This window comes from Pseudomonas sp. TE31087 (genome assembly GCF_057284075.1).
On the sequence record NZ_JBXVNN010000001.1, the window covers coordinates 2,977,456 to 2,996,734 of the forward strand.

The 19,279-nt window shown below is 65.6% G+C and carries 17 protein-coding genes; 9 read left to right on the top strand and 8 right to left on the bottom strand.

Features of this window, described 5'->3' with window-relative positions; all coding sequences use genetic code 11:
* Positions 1-102: 102 nt before the first annotated feature.
* Both ACZ899_RS13375 and ACZ899_RS13380 read right to left on the bottom strand, forming a co-directional pair.
* Positions 103-729: a Pr6Pr family membrane protein gene (locus ACZ899_RS13375; RefSeq protein WP_234563081.1), complete on the bottom strand. Its 627-nt coding sequence runs from the start codon at positions 727-729 to the stop codon at positions 103-105.
* Positions 729-950 (bottom strand): VF530 family protein, encoded by a 222-nt coding sequence (locus tag ACZ899_RS13380; protein WP_028690109.1) that lies wholly within the window; start codon positions 948-950, stop codon positions 729-731. The genes ACZ899_RS13375 and ACZ899_RS13380 overlap by 1 nt, the downstream gene beginning before the upstream one ends.
* Before the next feature lie 293 nt (positions 951-1,243).
* Between ACZ899_RS13380 and ACZ899_RS13385 the strand changes: the two genes are divergently transcribed.
* The 7 genes from ACZ899_RS13385 (at position 1,244) to cmoB (ending at position 12,390) form a co-directional block, all read left to right on the top strand.
* Positions 1,244-3,289, top strand: a complete 2,046-nt coding sequence (locus ACZ899_RS13385) for a TonB-dependent receptor (RefSeq protein ID WP_232855785.1) — start codon at positions 1,244-1,246, stop codon at positions 3,287-3,289.
* A gap of 283 nt (positions 3,290-3,572) precedes the next feature.
* Positions 3,573-4,919: a carbohydrate porin gene (locus ACZ899_RS13390; RefSeq protein ID WP_234563022.1), complete on the top strand. Its 1,347-nt coding sequence runs from the start codon at positions 3,573-3,575 to the stop codon at positions 4,917-4,919.
* A 31-nt stretch (positions 4,920-4,950) separates the two neighbouring features.
* Positions 4,951-7,362 carry a glucose/quinate/shikimate family membrane-bound PQQ-dependent dehydrogenase gene (locus ACZ899_RS13395; RefSeq protein WP_234563023.1) on the top strand — a complete coding sequence of 804 codons (2,412 nt, stop codon included), beginning with the start codon at positions 4,951-4,953 and terminating at the stop codon, positions 7,360-7,362.
* A 201-nt stretch (positions 7,363-7,563) separates the two neighbouring features.
* Positions 7,564-9,984 carry an endopeptidase La gene (gene lon / locus ACZ899_RS13400; protein WP_234563024.1) on the top strand — a complete coding sequence of 807 codons (2,421 nt, stop codon included), beginning with the start codon at positions 7,564-7,566 and terminating at the stop codon, positions 9,982-9,984.
* A 226-nt stretch (positions 9,985-10,210) separates the two neighbouring features.
* Positions 10,211-10,603, top strand: a complete 393-nt coding sequence (locus ACZ899_RS13405) for a protease inhibitor I42 family protein (protein WP_234563025.1) — start codon at positions 10,211-10,213, stop codon at positions 10,601-10,603.
* Between the two features lie 90 nt (positions 10,604-10,693).
* Entirely contained in the window at positions 10,694-11,437 is a 744-nt protein-coding gene (gene cmoA, locus ACZ899_RS13410) for a carboxy-S-adenosyl-L-methionine synthase CmoA (RefSeq protein ID WP_050703993.1), read from the top strand.
* Positions 11,434-12,390, top strand: coding sequence for a tRNA 5-methoxyuridine(34)/uridine 5-oxyacetic acid(34) synthase CmoB (cmoB, locus tag ACZ899_RS13415; protein ID WP_234563026.1), 957 nt, complete (start codon positions 11,434-11,436; stop codon positions 12,388-12,390). The genes cmoA and cmoB overlap by 4 nt, the downstream gene beginning before the upstream one ends.
* Before the next feature lie 70 nt (positions 12,391-12,460).
* Here cmoB and ACZ899_RS13420 read toward each other — a convergent pair whose 3' ends face one another.
* A complete protein-coding gene (locus tag ACZ899_RS13420; protein ID WP_234563027.1) occupies positions 12,461-12,664 on the bottom strand; it encodes a hypothetical protein in 204 nt (67 codons plus the stop codon).
* Positions 12,665-12,975: 311 nt separating this feature from the next.
* Here ACZ899_RS13420 and ACZ899_RS13425 point away from each other — a divergent pair, with 311 nt between their 5' ends.
* Positions 12,976-13,650, top strand: a complete 675-nt coding sequence (locus ACZ899_RS13425) for a heavy metal response regulator transcription factor (protein ID WP_050703990.1) — start codon at positions 12,976-12,978, stop codon at positions 13,648-13,650.
* Positions 13,647-15,032 carry a heavy metal sensor histidine kinase gene (locus ACZ899_RS13430; protein WP_234563028.1) on the top strand — a complete coding sequence of 462 codons (1,386 nt, stop codon included), beginning with the start codon at positions 13,647-13,649 and terminating at the stop codon, positions 15,030-15,032. Before ACZ899_RS13425 ends, ACZ899_RS13430 begins: the two co-directional genes overlap by 4 nt.
* Positions 15,033-15,106: 74 nt before the next feature.
* Here ACZ899_RS13430 and pdxJ read toward each other — a convergent pair whose 3' ends face one another.
* From pdxJ to lepB, 5 genes are all read right to left on the bottom strand, one after another.
* Entirely contained in the window at positions 15,107-15,829 is a 723-nt protein-coding gene (gene pdxJ / locus ACZ899_RS13435; protein WP_189656959.1) for a pyridoxine 5'-phosphate synthase, read from the bottom strand.
* A 62-nt stretch (positions 15,830-15,891) separates the two neighbouring features.
* Positions 15,892-16,575 (bottom strand): DNA repair protein RecO, encoded by a 684-nt coding sequence (recO, locus tag ACZ899_RS13440; protein WP_186713064.1) that lies wholly within the window; start codon positions 16,573-16,575, stop codon positions 15,892-15,894.
* A 103-nt stretch (positions 16,576-16,678) separates the two neighbouring features.
* Positions 16,679-17,581: a GTPase Era gene (gene era, locus ACZ899_RS13445; protein ID WP_028690122.1), complete on the bottom strand. Its 903-nt coding sequence runs from the start codon at positions 17,579-17,581 to the stop codon at positions 16,679-16,681.
* Entirely contained in the window at positions 17,574-18,263 is a 690-nt protein-coding gene (gene rnc / locus ACZ899_RS13450) for a ribonuclease III (protein ID WP_028690123.1), read from the bottom strand. Before rnc ends, era begins: the two co-directional genes overlap by 8 nt.
* Before the next feature lie 161 nt (positions 18,264-18,424).
* A complete protein-coding gene (gene lepB / locus ACZ899_RS13455) occupies positions 18,425-19,279 on the bottom strand; it encodes a signal peptidase I (protein ID WP_110739523.1) in 855 nt (284 codons plus the stop codon).

A 19,279-nucleotide genomic window follows, 5' to 3' on the forward strand; every position in this document is an offset into this window, starting at 1 on the left:
AGCGGCCCCAACAATTTCTGCCCAGGCGCTGAGATCCCGGGGCTGCCTTGCAGCCCTTTCGCGACACAAGGCCGCTCCTACAGGGATTGCACATGGGCAACCTCACGACAGCCTGCGCCACCGATCCAATCCCAACAAGACCAACCCAATCCCCCAGAACCCCGCCAGCACCATCAGGGCATTGCCCAGCACCTGCCCATATCCCAACCGCGCCACGTCGATGAACGGATAGGGATAGACCCCGATCTCATGCCCGCGCAACAGCACGAAGGCGAAATACAACGCCGGGTACAACGTCCAGGCCGCCAGGTGCCAGAGCCGCAATCGCCCCTTGGGCACCTCCAGCCACCAGTACAGGACGAACACCAGCGGCATCACATCGTGCAGCAGTTCGTCCGCCAGCCACTGCCAGCCCTGGGGCTGCCACAGGTGGCGCAGCAACAAGCTGTAGGCCAGCGCCACCAGCAGGATGCTCGCGGCGATGCACGAGCTCACCGCCGGCGACAGGAACCAGCGCCTGGCCGCCGACTCGCGGCCGAACGCGGCCTGGCTGAGCACGGTGGCCACCAGCGTGTTACTGAGCACGGTGAAAAAACAGAACAGGTTGACCAGCCCGCCGATCAGGCTGGCCTGCTCCTGCCAGCGCGCCAGCAGCACCAGGTACAACTGGATCGCCAGGCCGGTCCAGCCGAGGACGGCTGCCAGGGTCAGCCAGGGGCGGCGCGGCATCAGCCTTTGCGCTGCAGCTTCACGTACAGCTGCTCGACCTTTTCCCGTGCCCACGGGGTCTTGCGCAGGAAGGTCAGGCTCGACTTGATGCTTGGATCGCTCTTGAAGCAGCGGATGTCGACGCGCTCGGCCAGGCCCTGCCATTGGTAGTGCGCCACCAGCTCGGTGAGGATCTGCTCGAGGGTCTTGCCGTGCAGCGCGTTGTGATTGGCCGTGCTCATGCCAGTGCTCCAGGTTCGGGAAGGTGCGCACCTTACACGAGTGTAGTGGCATCTACAGCCTCTACCGCTGTGCCCTGTAGGAGCGGCCTTGTGCCGCGAAGGGCTGCAAAGCAGCCCCGACGACATAGGTCATGGCCAAGATCCTGGGGCCGCTTTGCGGCCCTTTCGCGGCGCAAGGCCGCTCCTACAGGGTAAACGCGTCACCTCACAAAGTACTGGCCAGTGGCAAACAGCTTGTGATGAAATGTTATAAAGTAACTAATGATAATTCTGCCAAGGAACGCCACATCCCCATGCGTCACATGCCGCTGCACCTCTCCCCCCTTGCCGTCGCGCTCTGGCTGGCCTCCACCTCCAGCCAGGCCGTGGAGCTGCAACCCCAGGTGATCACCGCCAACCCGCTGGGCAACGCCCAACTGGCCGCGCCCAGCACCGTCCTCGAAGGCGACGACCTGCTGCAGCAGCAACACGGCAGCCTCGGGGAAACCCTCAACAAACAGCCCGGCGTCGCCTCCACCTGGTTCGGCCCCGGCGCCAGCCGCCCGGTGATCCGCGGCCTGGACGGCGACCGTATCCGCATACTGCGCAACGGTGTCGGCGCCCTGGACGCCTCGTCGCTGTCCTATGACCACGCCGTGCCACTGGACCCGGTGACCGTCGAACGGGTCGAGATCGTCCGCGGCCCGGCCGCGCTGCTGTATGGCGGCAACGCCATCGGCGGCGTGGTCAATACCTTCGACAACCGCATCCCCGACTCGCCCATCGACGGCATCCACGGCGCGGGCGAACTGCGCTACGGCGGCGCCGACACCACCCGCAGCAGTGCCGGCAAGCTTGAGGCCGGCAATGGCGCCTTCGCCCTGCACCTGGACGCCAACAGCCGCCAGTTCAACGACCTGCGCATCCCCGGCTACGCCCGCAGTTCGAAAGTCCGCGATGCCGACGAGCCCGGCAGCAAGCATCGCCTGAAAAACAGCGACGGCCGTCAGGACGGCGGTGCGATCGGCGGCTCCTACCACTGGGACCACGGCTATACCGGCCTGTCCTACAGCCGCTACGACAGCAACTACGGCTCGGTGGCCGAGCCCGGCGTGCGCCTGGACATGCAGCAGGACCACTACGGCTTCGCCTCGGAACTGCGCGACCTCGACGGGCCGTTCAGTTCGGTCAAGGTCGATGCCGGCTACACCGACTACCAGCACCGCGAAATCGAAAGCGGCGAGGTGCACACCACCTTCAAGAACAAGGGCTACGAGGCGCGCATCGAGGCCCGTCACCAGCCGCTGGGCCCGGTCGAGGGCGTGATCGGCGCTCAGGTCAGCCGCAACGAGTTCTCCGCGCTGGGCGAGGAAGCCTTTGTCCCGCACACCGACACCGACAGCCTGGCGCTGTTCCTGCTCGAACAATGGCAGGCCAGCGAACGGCTCAACCTGAGTCTGGGCGCGCGCCTGGAGCACACCCGGGTCGATCCGGACGCCAAGGGCAACGAGAACTTCGCCGGGGCCGACAGCGCCAGCAGCTTCAACGCCTTCAGCCTGTCCTCGGGCGCGGTGTACCAGCTCGACCCGATCTGGTCGCTGGCCGCCAACCTCGGCTATACCGAGCGCGCGCCGACCTTCTACGAGCTGTACGCCAACGGTGCCCACGTGGCCACCGGCGCCTACGAGATCGGCGATCCGAACCTGAACAAGGAAAAGGCCATCTCCACCGACCTGGCCCTGCGCTTTGACAACGGCACCCACAAGGGCAGCGTCGGCGTGTTCTACAGCCACTTTCGCAACTACATCGGCCTGATCGGCACCGGCAACCTGCGTGAAGGCCATGATCACGGCCACGACGATCATGACCACGATCACGACCATGATCACGGCGATATCCCCGAGTATGCCTACCAGGGCGTGCGAGCACGCTTCTACGGCATCGAGGCCCAGGATCGCTGGCAACTGCTGGAAAACCGCTACGGCAGCTTCGCCCTGGAACTGTCCGGCGACTACACCCGGGCCAAGAACCTCGACAGCGGCGAGCCGCTGCCGCGCATCGCGCCGCTGCGCCTGAACAGTGGCCTGGTCTGGGAGCTGGACCGCTGGCAGGCGCGGGTCGATGTACAGCACGCCGCGTCACAGCACCGCAAACCGGCCAACGAGACCCGCACAGACGGTTACACCACCCTCGGCGCCAGCCTGGGGTATCGCTTCGACATCGGCCAGAGTGAATGGCTGGCCTTCGTGCGCGGCGAGAACCTCACCGACCAGACCGTGCGCTATGCCAGCTCGATCCTGCGCGATATCGCGCCGGCGCCGGGGCGTAGTGTGCAGGTAGGGCTGCGCACTTCCTTCTAAGGCTCCTCTGTGGGAGCGGGTTTACCCGCGAATGCATTAGTGGATTCAACATTGCATTCGCGGGTAAACCCGCTCCCACAGTGGCCCCTGTACCTCGAACTGTTACCTAGTGAGCAACAATCCCCTGCGACATTTTGTCTTTTTTTCTTACAACTTCCCCTATATCCTCCCTGCCGCAAGCTGAATCGCTTCACTCGATCCCCAACGCAGTCATTTCCCTTCGAAGATCTCGCACTTCGTTGCGCTTGCCGTTTCCTCAACAATCAAAAGATAGCGCTATCTCATGCTCCAGCTGCCCAATACCCGCTACTCCGGCCTCGCCCTCGCCACCCTGCTCGGCGCCCTGTCCCCCACCACCAGCGCCAGCGAGATGTTCGCCAAGGACTCGCCGTGGATGCTCGGCGACTGGGGCGGGACCCGCAGCGAGCTGCTGGAAAAAGGCTATGACTTCACCCTCGGCTACACCGGCGAGATGGGCAGCAACCTGCACGGCGGCTACAGCCACGACCGCGCTGCGCGCTACAGCGACCAGTTCACCTTCGGCGTGAACATGGACCTGCAAAAGATCCTTGGCTGGCACGACACCGAGTTCCAGCTGACCGTCACCGAGCGCCATGGCGACAACATCAGCAACGATCGCATCAACGACCCGCGTGTCGGTGGCTTCACCTCGGCGCAGGAAGTCTGGGGCCGTGGCGAGACCTGGCGACTGACCCAGATGTGGATCAAGCAGAAGTACTTCGATGGCGCGCTGGACGTGAAATTCGGCCGCTTCGGCGAAGGCGAGGACTTCAACAGCTTCCCCTGCGACTTCCAGAACCTGGCGTTCTGCGGCTCGCAGGTGGGCAACTGGGTCGGTGGCATCTGGTACAACTGGCCGGTCAGCCAGTGGGCCCTGCGCGTGCGCTACAACCTGAACGACGAACTCTACGCCCAGGTCGGCGTGTTCGAGCAGAACCCCTCCAACCTCGAGAGCGGCAACGGCTTCAAGCTCAGCGGCAGCGGCACCCAAGGCGCGGTGATGCCGATCGAACTGGTCTGGAGCCCGCGGGTCAATGGCCTGAAAGGGGAATATCGCGCCGGCTACTACTACAGTAATGCCAAGGCACAGGATGTACTCAAGGACAGCAACGGCACGCCAGCCGCCATCAGCGGCGCCGCCTACCGCAGCAGCTCGAGCAAGCATGGCCTGTGGCTGGGCGCCCAGCAGCAGGTGACCGCGCTGGCCTCGGACCAGTCGCGCGGCCTGAGCCTGTTCGCCAATGCCACGGTGCACGACAAGAAGACCAATGCCATCGACAACTATGTGCAGGCAGGTGTGGTTTACAAGGGGCCCTTCGATGCCCGCGCCAAGGACGACATCGGATTCGCCCTGGCCCGCGTGCACGTCAATCCCGGCTACCGCAAGAACGCCCGCCTCATCAACCAGGCCAACGGCCTGGACGACTACGACAACCCCGGCTTCCTGCCCGTGCAGGACACCGAGTACAGCGCCGAACTCTATTACGGCATCCACCTGGCCGACTGGCTCACCGTGCGCCCGAACCTGCAGTACATCCGCCATCCGGGCGGAGTGTCGCGGGTCGACGACGCCCTGATCGGCGGCCTGAAGATCCAGAGCAGTTTCTAACCCGACCCTTTCACACTACGGAGAACAGACGATGAGCACTGACGGTGCCAAGAATGGAACCCGCTGGCTACCGCGCCTGATGGGCGTATTGCTGCTGCTGATGGGCCTGTCCCTGCTGGCCGGCGGCATCAAGCTGAGCCAGCTGGGTGGCTCGCTTTACTACCTGATTGCCGGCATCGGCTTCGCCTTGTCCGGCATCCTGCTGCTGGCCAAGCGCCGCATCGCCCTGGGCCTGTATGGCCTGGTGCTGCTGGGCAGCACCGCCTGGGCGCTGCTGGAAGTCGGTCTGGACTGGTGGCAACTGGTGCCGCGCCTGGCCATCTGGTTCGCCATCGGCGTGGTCCTGCTGCTGCCGTGGGCGCGCCGCCCGCTGGTCGGCCCCGCGTCGAAGGTCAACACCGCCCTGCTCAGCGTCGCCGTGGTCGCCTCCGGCGCCACCGCCGTGGCCAGTCAGTTCACCCACCCGGGCGAGATCCGTGGCGAGTTCACCCGCGACAACAGCGAGATGGGCAGCGCCGCCCCGGCCATGCCGGACGGTGAATGGCAGGCCTACGGCCGCACCGAACACGGCGACCGCTACTCGCCGCTGCGCCAGATCACCCCGCAGAACGCCTACCGCCTGGAAGAGGCCTGGCGCATCCGCACCGGTGACCTGCCGAGCGAAAACGACCCGGTGGAGCTGACCAACCAGAACACCCCGCTGAAGGTCAACGGCATGCTCTATGCCTGCACCGCCCACAGCCGCCTGCTGGCCCTGGACCCGGACACCGGTGCCGAGATCTGGCGCTATGACCCGCAGGTCAAGAGCCCCACCGGCACCTTCAAGGGCTTCGCCCACATGACCTGCCGCGGCGTCTCGTACTACGACGAGAACAGCTACGTCAGCCGTGACGGCAGCCCCGCGCCGAAGATCACCGACGCAGGCCAGGCCGTGGCCCAGGCCTGCCCGCGCCGCCTCTACCTGCCCACCGCCGACGCCCGCCTGATCGCCATCAACGCCGACACCGGCAAGGTCTGCGAAGGCTTCGCCAACCAGGGCGTGATCGACCTGACCCGCGGCATCGGCCCGTTCACCGCCGGTGGCTACTACTCCACCTCGCCGGCGGCGATCACCCGTAGCCTGGTGATCATCGGTGGCCACGTCACCGACAACGAGTCGACCAACGAGCCGTCCGGCGTGATCCGCGCCTACGACGTGCACGACGGCCACCTGGTGTGGAACTGGGACAGCAACAACCCGGACGACACCAAGCCCCTGGCCGACGGGAAAATGTACAGCCGCAACTCGGCCAACATGTGGTCGATCGCCAGCGTCGATGAAGACCTCGGCATGATCTACCTGCCGCTGGGCAACCAGACCCCCGACCAGTGGGGCGCCGACCGCACTCCCGGCGCCGAGAAATACAGCGCCGGCATCGTCGCCCTGGACCTGGCCACCGGCAAGGCGCGCTGGAACTACCAGTTCACCCACCACGACCTGTGGGACATGGACGTTGGCAGCCAGCCGACCCTGGTTCACCTGAAGACCGACGACGGCGTCAAGCCGGCGGTCATCGTGCCGACCAAGCAAGGCAGCCTGTACGTGCTCGACCGCCGCGACGGCACGCCGATCGTGCCGATCCGCGAGATCCCGGTACCGCAGGGCGCCGTGAAAGGTGACCACACCGCGCCGACCCAGGCCCGCTCCGACCTCAACCTGCTCGGCCCCGAGCTGACCGAACAGGCCATGTGGGGCGCCACGCCGTTCGACCAGATGCTCTGCCGCATCCAGTTCCGCAGCCTGCGCTACGAAGGCCAGTACACCCCGCCGTCCGAGCAGGGCAGCCTGGTCTACCCGGGCAACGTCGGCGTGTTCAACTGGGGCAGCGTGTCGGTCGACCCGGTGCGCCAGATTCTCTTCACCTCGCCGAACTACATGGCCTTCGTGTCGAAGATGATCCCGCGTGAGCAGGTAGCCGAAGGCAGCAAGCGCGAAAGCGAGACCAGCGGCGTGCAGCCGAACGCCGGCGCGCCATACGCGGTAACCATGCACCCGTTCATGTCGCCGCTGGGCATCCCGTGCCAGGCGCCAGCCTGGGGCTATGTGGCGGCCATCGACCTGTTCACCAACAAGGTGGTGTGGAAGCACAAGAACGGCACCACCCGCGACAGCACCCCGGTGCCGATCGGCATGCCGGTGGGCGTGCCGAGCATGGGCGGCTCGATCGTCACCGCCGGTGGCGTGGGCTTCCTCAGCGGCACCCTGGACCAGTACCTGCGCGCCTATGACGTGAAGAACGGCCAGGAGCTATGGAAGGGCCGCCTGCCGGCAGGCGGCCAGGCCACGCCGATGACCTACACCGGAAAGGACGGCAAGCAGTACGTGCTGGTGACCGCTGGCGGCCATGGCTCGCTGGGCACCCGCATGGGCGATTACATCATCGCTTACAAATTGGCTGAGTAAGCCAGCCCCGTCTGGCAAGCAGCCCTGTAGGAGCGGCCTTGTGCCGCGAAAGGCCGCAGAGCGGCCCCGGTTATCAACGCAGATGCAAAGATTGCCGGGGCCGCTCTGCGGCCCTTTCGCGGCACAAGGCCGCTCCTACACCATTGAAACCCATCCTCCCCTGCCCCATCTAAGCACCATAGCCATTCACGCAGGTGCCCCATGAGCGACCAGCAGGATTTCCCGGAACATCCCGACGAACACAGCGAAGTCGAACACCTCGATACCTCGGCCACCCCCGGCCACCACCTCGCCCTGCCCGGCCAGCAGCTGCCGGACAAGGTCTACGTGATCCCGATCCACAACCGCCCGTTCTTCCCCGCGCAAGTGCTGCCGGTGATCGTCAACGAAGAACCCTGGGCCGAAACCCTCGACCTGGTCGCCAAGACCCCGCACCACTCCCTGGCGCTGTTCTTCATGGACACCCCGCCGGAAGACCACCGCCACTTCGACACCAAGGCCCTGCCCGAGTACGGCACCCTGGTGAAGGTGCACCACGCCAGCCGCGAAGGCGGCAAGCTGCAGTTCGTCGCCCAGGGCCTGACCCGGGTGCGCATCCGCACCTGGCTCAAGCACCATCGCCCGCCCTACCTGGTGGAAGTCGACTACCCACGCCAGCCGGCCGAGCCCACCGACGAGGTCAAGGCCTACGGCATGGCCCTGATCAACGCGATCAAGGAGCTGCTGCCGCTCAACCCGCTGTACAGCGAAGAGCTGAAGAACTACCTCAACCGCTTCAGCCCCAACGACCCGTCGCCACTGACCGACTTTGCCGCCGCCCTCACCTCGGCCACCGGCAACCAGCTGCAGGAAGTGCTCGACTGCGTGCCCATGCTCAAGCGCATGGAAAAGGTCCTGCCGATGCTGCGCAAGGAAGTCGAGGTGGCCCGGCTGCAGAACGAGATCTCCGCCGAGGTGAACCGGCAGATCGGCGAGCACCAGCGCGAGTTCTTCCTCAAGGAGCAGCTCAAGGTCATCCAGCAGGAGCTGGGCCTGACCAAGGACGACCGCAGCGCCGACCTGGAGCAGTTCCAGCAGCGCCTGGAGGGCAAGACCCTGCCTGACCAGGCGAAAAAACGCATCGACGAAGAGATGGGCAAGCTGGCCATCCTCGAGACCGGCTCGCCGGAGTACGCCGTTACCCGCAACTACCTGGAATGGGCCACGGCCCTGCCCTGGGGCGTGTACGGCAAGGACAAGCTCGACCTCAAGCACGCGCGCAAGGTGCTCGACCGCCACCACGCGGGCCTGGACGACATCAAGGAACGTATTCTCGAGTTCCTCGCCGTGGGCGCCTGGAAGGGTGAGATCAGCGGCTCCATCGTGCTGCTGGTGGGCCCGCCGGGCGTGGGCAAGACCAGCATCGGCAAGTCCATCGCCGAATCCCTGGGCCGGCCGTTCTACCGCTTCAGTGTCGGCGGCATGCGCGACGAGGCCGAGATCAAGGGCCACCGCCGCACCTATATCGGCGCCCAGCCGGGCAAGCTGGTGCAGGCGCTGAAGGAAGTCGAGGTGATGAACCCGGTGATCATGCTCGACGAGATCGACAAGATGGGCCAGAGCTACCAGGGCGACCCGGCCTCGGCGCTGCTGGAGACCCTCGACCCCGAGCAGAACGTCGACTTCCTCGACCATTACCTGGACCTGCGCCTGGACCTGTCCAAGGTGCTGTTCGTCTGCACCGCCAACACCCTCGACTCGATCCCCGGCCCCTTGCTCGACCGCATGGAAGTGATCCGCCTGTCCGGCTACATCACCGAAGAGAAGCTGGCCATCGCCAAGCGTCACCTGTGGCCCAAGCAACTGGAGAAGGCCGGCGTGTCCAAGGCCAGCCTGGGCATCAACGACGCCGCCCTGCGCGCGGTGATCGAAGGCTACGCCCGCGAAGCCGGGGTGCGGCAGCTGGAAAAACAGCTGGGCAAGCTGGTGCGCAAGTCGGTGGTCAAGCTGCTCGAGGACCCCGAGGCCAAGATCAGGATTGCCGCCAAGGACCTGGAGCCCGCCCTGGGCATGCCGGTGTTCCGCAGCGAACAGGTGCTGGCCGGCAAGGGCGTGATCACCGGCCTGGCCTGGACCAGCATGGGCGGTGCGACCCTGCCCATCGAAGCCACCCCCATCCATACCCTCAGTCGTGGCCTCAAGCTCACCGGACAGCTGGGCGAGGTGATGAAGGAGTCGGCGGAGATCGCCTACAGCTACGTCAGCTCGAACCTGAAGCAGTTCGGCGGTACGCCGGGTTATTTCAACGAGGCCTTCATCCACCTGCATGTCCCTGAAGGCGCCACGCCGAAGGACGGCCCCAGCGCCGGCGTGACCATGGCCAGCGCCCTGCTGTCGCTGGCCCGTGACCAGGCGCCGAAGAAAGGCGTGGCGATGACCGGCGAGCTGACCCTGACCGGGCAGGTGCTGCCGATCGGCGGGGTGCGCGAGAAGGTGATCGCGGCGCGCCGGCAGAAGATCTTCGAACTGATCCTGCCTGAGGCCAACCGTGGCGATTTCGAGGAATTGCCCGAGTACCTGAAGGAAGGCTTGACCGTGCATTTCGCCAAGCGCTTTGCCGACGTGGCGAAAGTGCTGTTCTGACCGCCCAGCCGGGCCACTGTAGGAGCGGCCTTGTGTCACGATTGGGCCGCACAGCGGCCCCGGCTATCTCAAAGTAGGCCAGAGACCCTGGGGGTGCTTCGCACCCCTTTCGCGACGCAAGGCCGCTCCTACAGGGATCGTGCATGGCAATGAGACGCCAACACTGCCATCACAAACCTCCATCTGCATCGGTTATCCTCAGGTCAATTCAGCCTCAGGAGCCACCATGTCCGTCCCTCGCCTGCTCGTCCCCCTGGGCCTGGCCCTGCTCACCGCCTGCGCCCAGCAACCGCAACGCACCGTCGAACTGGACGGCGAAAGCGAGTGCCCCACGCGCCTGGTCGTCGGCCAGACCATGACCCTCACCCTGCCCAGCAACCCCACCACCGGCTACCGCTGGCTGCTGCAGAACCCGGCCCCGGAGATCCTGCGCAGCCTCGGCCCCGAGGTATACAACTCACCGGAACAAGCCGGCATCGTCGGCAGCGGCGGGCTTTCCACCTGGCGTTTCCAGGCCAAGGCCGCCGGCGAGGGTCACCTGATCCTGGTCTACCAGCAGCCCTGGGCCCCGGAAGTGCGCCCGGTGCAGACCTTCGATTGCGCCATCCGGGTCAAGTAAGCGGGCGGCGCCGGTCAGCGAATCATGCAAGCTTGCCGTGGTTTGGCTAGAATGCCGCCCCTGTAGATTGCCAGCCGCCTGGACCCACCCGTGAGCAAACAACCCGACCGCCTATTCGCCCAACCCCTGGAGCAGGTGCCCGACTTCGTCTTCAACGAAGACGTGGTGCAGGTGTTCCCGGACATGATCAAGCGCTCGGTGCCCGGTTACCCGACCATCGTCGAGAACCTCGGCGTGCTGGCCGCGCGCTTCGCCCAGCCGAACTCCGCGCTGTACGACCTCGGCGCCTCGCTGGGCGCGGTGACCCAGGCGCTGCGTCGCCATGTGCGCACGGACGGCTGCCGGGTCATCGCGGTGGACAACTCCGCGGCCATGGTCGAGCGCTGCCGCCAGTACCTCACCGCCCAGGACTCGATGTTCCAGGAGCTGCTGCCGGTGCAGGTGCTGGAGGCCGACATCCTCGCCCTGCCCTTCGAGCCCGCCTCGGTGGTGGCGATGAACTTCACCCTGCAGTTCGTCGCCCCCGAGCAGCGCCTGGAGCTGCTGGGCCGCATCCGCCAGGCCCTGTTGCCGGGCGGTGCGCTGATCCTCTCGGAAAAACTGCGCTTCACCGACGCGCAGGAGCAGGACCTGCTCAACGAACTGCACCTGGACTTCAAGCGTGCCAATGGCTACAGCGAACTGGAAATCGCCCAGAAGCGCAGTGCCATCGAGAACGTGATGAAGCCCGACACCCTGGAGACCCATGAACAGCGCCTGCGCGCTGCCGGTTTCTCCAAGGTCGTGCCCTGGTTCCAATGCCTCAACTTCGCCTCGCTGATAGCCCTGCCATGATCGATCTGTCCCCCCTCGTCCGCCGCCTGGCGGGCACGCCCCTTGCCACCTGGTCCCAGGGCCTGCAGGCGCAACTCGAAGCCAAGCTGGAAAAGGGCCACGGCGACCTCGACCGCTGGCGTGGCGCCCTCGAGGCACTGCCGCGGCTGACCCCCAGCGAAATCGACCTGGTCGACGGCCTGCGGCTGGACTGCGACTGCGACGACGCCACCCGCGCGCAGATGCGCCAGGCCCTGATGGGCCTGTCGCCCTGGCGCAAGGGCCCGTTCGACCTGTTCGGCGTGCATGTCGACACCGAGTGGCGCTCGGACTGGAAATGGTCGCGGGTCGGCCCGCACCTGGACCTCAAGGGCAAGCGCGTGCTCGACGTGGGCTGCGGCAATGGCTATTACCAATGGCGCATGCTCGGCGCCGGCGCCGACATGGTCATCGGCGTCGACCCCAACTGGCTGTTCTTCTGCCAGTTCCAGGCCGTGCAGCAGTACCTGCCTGAACTGCCGGCCTGGCACCTGCCATTCGCCCTCGAAGAGCTGCCGGCCAACCTCGAAGGCTTCGACACCGTGTTCTCCATGGGCGTGTTCTACCACCGCCGCTCGCCCATCGAGCACCTGCTGGCGCTCAAGGACTGCCTGGTCAAGGGCGGCGAACTGGTGCTGGAAACCCTGGTGATCGAGGGTGACGAAAACCAGGTGCTGGTACCCGAGGACCGCTACGCGCAGATGCGCAACGTCTGGTTCCTGCCGTCGGTGCCGGCCCTGGAGCGCTGGTTGCGCCGCGCCGGCTTCAGCGATGTGCGCTGCGTCGATGTCAGTGTCACCAGCGTCGAGGAGCAGCGCAGCACCGAGTGGATGCGCTACCAGTCGCTGGGCGACTTCCTCGACCCGAACGACCACGGCAAGACCGTCGAAGGCCTGCCGGCCCCACGCCGCGCCACGCTGCTGGCACGCAAATAAAAAAAGGCGCCCGTTCGGGCGCCCAGGTTCACCAGCGGCGAGGAGCTGTCGCGGCGCAGGTGTGTGGTACTCAGTCCTTGGCCAGTTCGCGGGCCTTTTCCTCGGCCTTGCGCTCGCGCTCGGCCAGCGCCTGCTGCTTGTCGCCGTACAGGCGCGCCTGGTCGTCGCGGAACGCTTGCCAGAATTGCTTCGAACGCTCCGCGCCGCCTTCGGCGAAAATGCTGGTGCTGCCCAGGGCGAGAATTGCCAGCAGCAGGTACTTGGTCAGGTTCATCGTGCTTGCCTCGTGATAACCGTTTCGACAGGGCCATCATCGCAAGCGGCAGCTAACGCCAAGGTGAGGCGGACATTACAGTCTTGCAAGAGAGCCGCATCGCGGGGCAAGCCCGCTCCCACGGGATCCTGCTGGCTTTGTGGGAGTGGGCTTGCCCCATGATGGCGGCGGCCCTGTCAGGCACATGACCCGCGCATTACAAATCCGTTATTCCCGCCGCTTGCCTATTCGCATCCAGTAACATCCTCGCCGCTTGACCCTGATGTCACTACAGGGTCGAGAATCGCCCCCTTTCCACACAGAGCCCGACCATGCGCCTACTGATCATCGAGGACGAACCCCGCACCGCCGACTACCTGCAACAGGGCCTGCGCGAGAACGGCTACGTGGTCGACTGCGCCCACACCGGCACCGACGGCCTGCACCTGGCCCGCCAGCAGGCCTACGACCTGGTGATCCTCGACGTCAACCTGCCCGGGCTCGATGGCTGGGGCGTGCTGCAGCGCCTGCGCGCCGAATCCTCGACGCGGATCATGATGCTCACCGCCCATGGCCGCCTGGCCGACCGGGTCAAGGGGCTGGACCTGGGCGCCGACGACTACCTGCTCAAGCCCTTCGAGTTTCCCGAACTGCTGGCGCGTATCCGCAGCCTGTTGCGACGCAACGACCAGCACCTGCAGCCGAGCACGCTGAAAGTCGCCGACCTTGAGCTTGACCCCGGCCGCCACCGCGCCTGGCGCGGTGGCCAGCGCATCGACCTGACCGCCAAGGAGTTCGCCCTGCTGCACCTGCTGATGCGCCAGAGCGGCGAGGTGCTGTCGCGTACACAGATCATCTCGCTGGTGTGGGACATGAACTTCGATTGCGACACCAACGTGGTGGAAGTGTCGATCCGCCGCTTGCGGGCAAAGATCGACGACCCGTTCGAGGACAAGCTGATCCACACCCTGCGCGGCGTCGGCTACGTGCTCGAGGCGCGGACGTGAAGCGCCCCAGCCTGTCGCTGCGCCTGGGCCTGACCGTCACCCTGCTGGGGGCGGCGCTGGTCTTGCTGCTGGCGTGCCTGGCGGTGTTCGCCCTCGACCACGAGCTGGACAGCCGGGCACGCAAGGACCTGGCGCGCAAGATGCAGCAGGTCGAACACAACCTGCGCGTCGATCTGCGCAGCGACGACCTCGGCGCCCGCGCCCACCCCCTGCTCGACCTGGTCATGGGCCACGACAACCTCAGCCTCAGCGTGCTGGCCGTCAACGGCCGCCACCCCGCCCTGCTCAGCCTGGGGCCGGCGCTGCAGTCACAGCACCTGTTGAACCAGGAGGCCGACAACCAGCTGACCTTCCATACCTGGCGCGACGATAATGGTAATCAGATCCTCACGGCCAGCCGCCTGATGCGCCTGCGCGACGACACCCCGGTCAAGGTGCTGATGTCGCTCAACCGCAGCGACGACAACAGCCTGTTGCAGGCCTACCTGAACTCGACCCTGCTGGCCCTGCCGCTGCTGCTGGTGCTGATCGGCATCGCCGCGTGGAAGCTGGTGCAGCGTGGCCTGCGTCCGCTGCGGCATTTTCGCAGGATCGCCGGGCAAGTCTCGACCCAGGACCTGGCGCATCGCCTGCCGGACGAGGGCCTGCCCGTCGAATTGGCCGACCTGGCCCGCGCCATCAACGTCATGCTCGACCGGCTCGATCAGGGCGTGCGCCAGCTGTCACAGTTCTCCGATGATCTGGCCCACGAACTGCGCACGCCCATCGGCAACCTGATGGGCAAGGCCCAGGTGACCCTGGCCCGCGAGCGTGACGGCGACAAGTACCGCGAAGCCCTGGAGGACAGCGTCGAGGAGCTGACTCGGCTCAACCGCATCATCAACGACATGCTGTTCCTGGCCCAGGTCAGCCAGCCGCAGACCCAGGTGACCCTGGTTCCCGTGGTGCTGGCGGACGAAGTGGCGCGGGTGAGCGAGCTATTCACCTTCAGCGCCGAACTCAAGGGCATCTCCCTGCACCTGCAAGGCTGGGGTACCGCGATGGCGGACAAGCTGATGTTCCAGCGGGCGCTGTCGAACCTGCTCAGCAATGCGATTCGCCATGGCCCTGAAGGTCAGCCGGTGGCCGTGGGCATCGAGCGAATCGACGACCAGATCGGCGTGTGGGTGGAAAATCGCGGGCTAGGGATTAGCGAGGCGCACTTGCCGCACCTGTTCGAGCGGTTCTACAGGGCCGGGGCCGGGCGTTCGCGATTGGAAGGCGGGACGGGGTTGGGGCTGGCGATCGTGAAATCGATCATGCAGCTGCATGAGGGGCGGGTCGAGGTGAGCAGCCAGGTCGAAGGGCCGACTCGCTTTACCTTGGTGTTCAACGCCGAGTAAAGCTATCGCGGGGCAAGCCCGCTCCCACAGAAGCTCAAGCCAATGCGTGGGAGCGGGCTTGCCCCGCGATCGACTCAGCGCGAAGCGGCGACGATCAGTGCCTTCATCTCTGCTACCGCCGCCTTGAAACCGACGAACAGCGCATGGGCCACCAGCGCGTGACCAATGTTCAGTTCATTGATGCCCTTGATTGCCGCGACGGCCTCGACGTTGTGGTAGTGCAGGCCATGGCCGGCATTGACGATCAGCCCCTGGCCAACGCCAAATGCCACGCCATCGACAATACGCTTGAGCTCCTCGGCCACCTCGGTCGGCGTCTCGGCGTCAGCGTAGCGCCCCGTGTGTAGTTCGATGGCCGGCGCGCCGACGCGACGCGAAGCCTCGATCTGCCGCTCGTCGGCATCGATGAACAGCGACACTTCAGCGCCGGTGCGCGACAGGCGCTCGACCGCCGCCTTGATCCGCGCCTCCTGACCGGCCACGTCGAGGCCGCCCTCGGTGGTCAGTTCCTGGCGGGTTTCCGGTACCAGGCAGATATGCGCCGGGCGAATCTTCTCGGCGAAGGCCATCATCTCTTCGGTGACGCCCATCTCGAAGTTCATGCGGGTCTGCAGCACATCCTTGAGCAGCAGCACGTCGCGCTCCTGGATATGCCGGCGGTCTTCGCGCAGGTGCACGGTGATGCCGTCGGCACCCGCTTCCTCGGCGTCCAGGGCGGCCTTGACCGGATCCGGATAGCGGGTGCCCCGGGCCTGGCGCAGGGTCGCCACGTGGTCGATGTTGACACCGAGAAGCATGCGGTTGCTGTGAGTCACGAAGGGGCACTCCTGAAGGTTGAGGGCCACAGCATACGTGCTGATCAGCGCTTGCGAAACAGTTCCCGGCTGACCAGCGGCTTGGGCCCCAGATGCACCGCCAGGGCCTGGCGCATCAGGCGCTTGGCGGCGAGCAGGGCACCGGGCGCCTCCCAGTCGGCCTGGGCCAGGGCCAGCAGCTCGCTGCCCTTGAACAGTCCGGGCTGGAACAGCTCGACCCGCTCAAGGCCGGCGTCCACCTGCAGCCGATAGAGCCCTTCGGCGACAACGGCACTGTCGTTGACGTCATGGTCCAAAGCGAAGGCATAACCCAGTTCGTCCAGCAGGCGCCATTCGAAGGAGCGCAGCAGCGGCTCCAACGGGCGTCCGGCGGCCAGGGCCTGCAAGGTCAGGGTGTAGTGCTCGAACAACGCCGGGTGCGGCGCCTCGGCAGGCAGCAGGCGCATCAACAGCTCGTTGAGATAGAGCCCGCTGAACAGCGCATCGCCGTGCAGCCAGGCTGCGATGCCAATGCTGTCCAGGCGACCGACGTTCTTCAGTTCGCCGCGCCCGCGCAGTTCGACTTCCAGCGGCACGAACGGCCGCACCAGGCTGCCACCCTTGCCCCGCGCCCGGCGCAGCACCGCCCGCACCCGCCCCTGAGGGGTGAGGAAGTCCACCAGCGCACTGGTTTCCTTGTAGGCGCGGCTGTGCAGCACATAGGCGGGTTGGGGGGTAGGTTGGTCCATTCGGATCTCTCGATGCCAGAAATGCCTGTGGGAGCGGGCTTGCCCCGCGATCGCCATCGCGGGGCAAGCCCGCTCCCACAGGAGCAAAAGCAGGGTTTGAGGCTTACAGGTCGCCGTAACCCAGCGAACGCAGGGCGCGCTCGTCGTCGGACCAGCCGCCCTTGACCTTCACCCACAGGTTGAGCATGACCTTGGAGTCGAACAGCACTTCCATGTCCTTGCGCGCCTCGGAGCCGATGCGTTTGATACGCTCGCCCTTGTCGCCAATGATGATCTTCTTCTGCCCGTCACGCTCGACCAGGATCAGCGCATGGATGTGCAGCACATGACCCTGCTGCTTGAACTCCTCGATCTCCACGGTGATCTGGTACGGAAGCTCCGCACCGAGCTGGCGCATGATCTTCTCGCGCACCAGTTCGGCGGCGAGGAAGCGGCTGCTGCGGTCGGTGATCTGGTCTTCCGGGAAGAAGTGTTCGTTCTCCGGCAGGTGCTTGGCGATCTGGGCTTCCAGCGCTTCGAGGTTGTGCCCCTGCTGCGCGGAGATCGGCATCACTTCGGCGTTCGGCAGTTGTTCCTGCAGCCATTGCAGATGCGGGATCAGCTCGGCCTTCTCTTCCATGCGGTCGGTCTTGTTGACCGCAATGATCAACGGGCCGGTGACGTACTGCACCCTCTCCAGCACAAGCTGGTCCTCGTCGGTCCACTTGGTACGGTCGACCACGAAGATCACCACGTCGACGTCCTTGAGGGCCGCCGAGGCGTTGCGGTTCATGTAGCGGTTGAGCGCCTTGTCGTTGGCCTTGTGCATGCCGGGGGTATCGACATAGATCGCCTGCACGTCACCCTCGGTCTTGATACCGAGCATGTTGTGGCGGGTGGTCTGCGGCTTGCGCGAGGTAATCGCCAGCTTCTGCCCGAGGATGTGGTTGAGCAGCGTGGACTTGCCCACGTTGGGGCGACCGACAATGGCGACATAGCCGCAGCGGGTCGAAGTGTTCTCAGTCATTGCCATTCTCCACGCCCAGGGCGATCAATGCGGCGGCAGCGGCGACCTGCTCGGCGATACGCCGGCTCACGCCCTGGCCGCGGCTTTTCTTGTTCAGCAGGACCACTTCGCATTCGACGAAGAAGGTCCGGCAGTGCGGTTCGCCCTGGATGTCCACCACTTCGTAGCGTGGCAGCTCGCAGGCACGCGACTGCAGGAACTCCTGCAGGCGGGTCTTGGGGTCCTTGTTGGTGTCGACCAGGGTCAGCCCGTCGAACTCATCGGTCAGCCAGGCCAGGATACGCTCGCGGGCGGTCTGCATGTCGGCGTCCTGGTAGATGGCGCCGATCAGGGCCTCGAGGGCGTCGGCGAGGATCGACTCGCGACGAAAGCCACCGCTCTTGAGTTCGCCCGAGCCCAGGCGCAGGTACTCGCCCAGGTCGAAGCCACGGGCCAGACGGGCCAGGGTCTCGCCCTTGACCAGGCGTGCACGCAGGCGCGACAGCTGGCCTTCGCGGGCCTGCGGGAAGCGCTCGAACAGCGCCTCGCCGACCACGAAGTTGAGGATGGCATCGCCAAGGAATTCCAGGCGCTCGTTATTGCGCCCGGCATAGCTGCGATGGGTCAGGGCCAGCAGCATCTGGTCCTGGTTCTTGAAGGTGTAGCCGAGCTTGCGCTCCAGGCGGGCCAGGGAAGCGCTCATGGGGCCACCCGTGCAATGTTCAACGCGTTGTTCAAATCAACATCCTGAAAGACGGTTTGACTGCGGTCTGTCGCCGGAAACGGCGAAAGCTCTCGCTCCCTGAGAACACAGCCTATGTCAGAAATGCAATCGGCGCTGTCCGTGGACAGCGCCGTCGTTACTCAATGGATCAGCCCGACCCGCGACAGGTTCGGGAAGTGGCTGAGTTTCGGCTCCGGCCAGCTCATCCACACCGCGAACGCCTTGCCGACGATGTTCCGGTCAGGAACCATGCCGTGCAGCTCCTTGGGAATATTCGGGTCATCCCAGAAGCGGCTGTCGTTGGAGTTGTCGCGGTTGTCGCCCATCATGAAGTAATGACCGGCCGGCACGGTCCATTGCTGGTCCGGCGGCATGCGGTAGCGGGTCATTTCCTTGCGGATCAGGTGCTCGGCTTCACCGAGCTTTTCCTTGTACAGCTCGGCGCTGCCCAGGGTACCCGGCTCGCTGCCGACCAGTTGCTCGGCGATCGACTGGCCGTTGACGAACAGTCGCTTGTCGCTGGTGTAGCGCACCACGTCGCCCGGCAGTCCGACCACACGCTTGATGTAGTTGACGTTGGGGTCGCTTGGGTAGCGGAACACCATCACATCCCCGCGCTGCGGATCGCCCACCTCGATGACCTTCTTGTCGATCACCGGCAGGCGAATGCCGTAGGAGAACTTGTTCACCAGGATGAAGTCGCCCACTTCCAGCGTCGGCTTCATCGACCCCGACGGGATCTGGAACGGCTCGACCAGGAACGAACGCAGCACCAGCACGATGAACAGCACCGGGAAGAACGACTTGCCGTACTCGACCAGCAAGGGCTCCTTGTTCAGGCGTTCGACCACGGCCATTTCGGGCTGGCTGACGCTGCCCTGGTAGTTGGCGATCGCCGCCCGCCGGCGCGGGGCCAGGAACAGCAGGTCGATCAGACCCAACAGACCGCAGACGGCGACGGCGATGACGAGCAACAGCGGGAAATTTAGCGACAT

Bases quoted from the DNA above. Each gene is read 5' to 3' on its own strand.
- ACZ899_RS13375 (WP_234563081.1), bottom strand. From the start codon at position 729: ATGCCGCGCCGCCCCTGGCTGACCCTGGCAGCCGTCCTCGGCTGGACC.
- ACZ899_RS13380 (WP_028690109.1), bottom strand. From the start codon at position 950: ATGAGCACGGCCAATCACAACGCGCTGCACGGCAAGACCCTCGAGCAG.
- ACZ899_RS13385 (WP_232855785.1), top strand. From the start codon at position 1,244: ATGCGTCACATGCCGCTGCACCTCTCCCCCCTTGCCGTCGCGCTCTGG.
- ACZ899_RS13390 (WP_234563022.1), top strand. From the start codon at position 3,573: ATGCTCCAGCTGCCCAATACCCGCTACTCCGGCCTCGCCCTCGCCACC.
- ACZ899_RS13395 (WP_234563023.1), top strand. From the start codon at position 4,951: ATGAGCACTGACGGTGCCAAGAATGGAACCCGCTGGCTACCGCGCCTG.
- lon (WP_234563024.1), top strand. From the start codon at position 7,564: ATGAGCGACCAGCAGGATTTCCCGGAACATCCCGACGAACACAGCGAA.
- ACZ899_RS13405 (WP_234563025.1), top strand. From the start codon at position 10,211: ATGTCCGTCCCTCGCCTGCTCGTCCCCCTGGGCCTGGCCCTGCTCACC.
- cmoB (WP_234563026.1), top strand. From the start codon at position 11,434: ATGATCGATCTGTCCCCCCTCGTCCGCCGCCTGGCGGGCACGCCCCTT.
- ACZ899_RS13420 (WP_234563027.1), bottom strand. From the start codon at position 12,664: ATGAACCTGACCAAGTACCTGCTGCTGGCAATTCTCGCCCTGGGCAGC.
- ACZ899_RS13425 (WP_050703990.1), top strand. From the start codon at position 12,976: ATGCGCCTACTGATCATCGAGGACGAACCCCGCACCGCCGACTACCTG.
- pdxJ (WP_189656959.1), bottom strand. From the start codon at position 15,829: ATGCTTCTCGGTGTCAACATCGACCACGTGGCGACCCTGCGCCAGGCC.
- recO (WP_186713064.1), bottom strand. From the start codon at position 16,575: ATGGACCAACCTACCCCCCAACCCGCCTATGTGCTGCACAGCCGCGCC.
- era (WP_028690122.1), bottom strand. From the start codon at position 17,581: ATGACTGAGAACACTTCGACCCGCTGCGGCTATGTCGCCATTGTCGGT.
- rnc (WP_028690123.1), bottom strand. From the start codon at position 18,263: ATGAGCGCTTCCCTGGCCCGCCTGGAGCGCAAGCTCGGCTACACCTTC.
- lepB (WP_110739523.1), bottom strand. From the start codon at position 19,279: ATGTCGCTAAATTTCCCGCTGTTGCTCGTCATCGCCGTCGCCGTCTGC.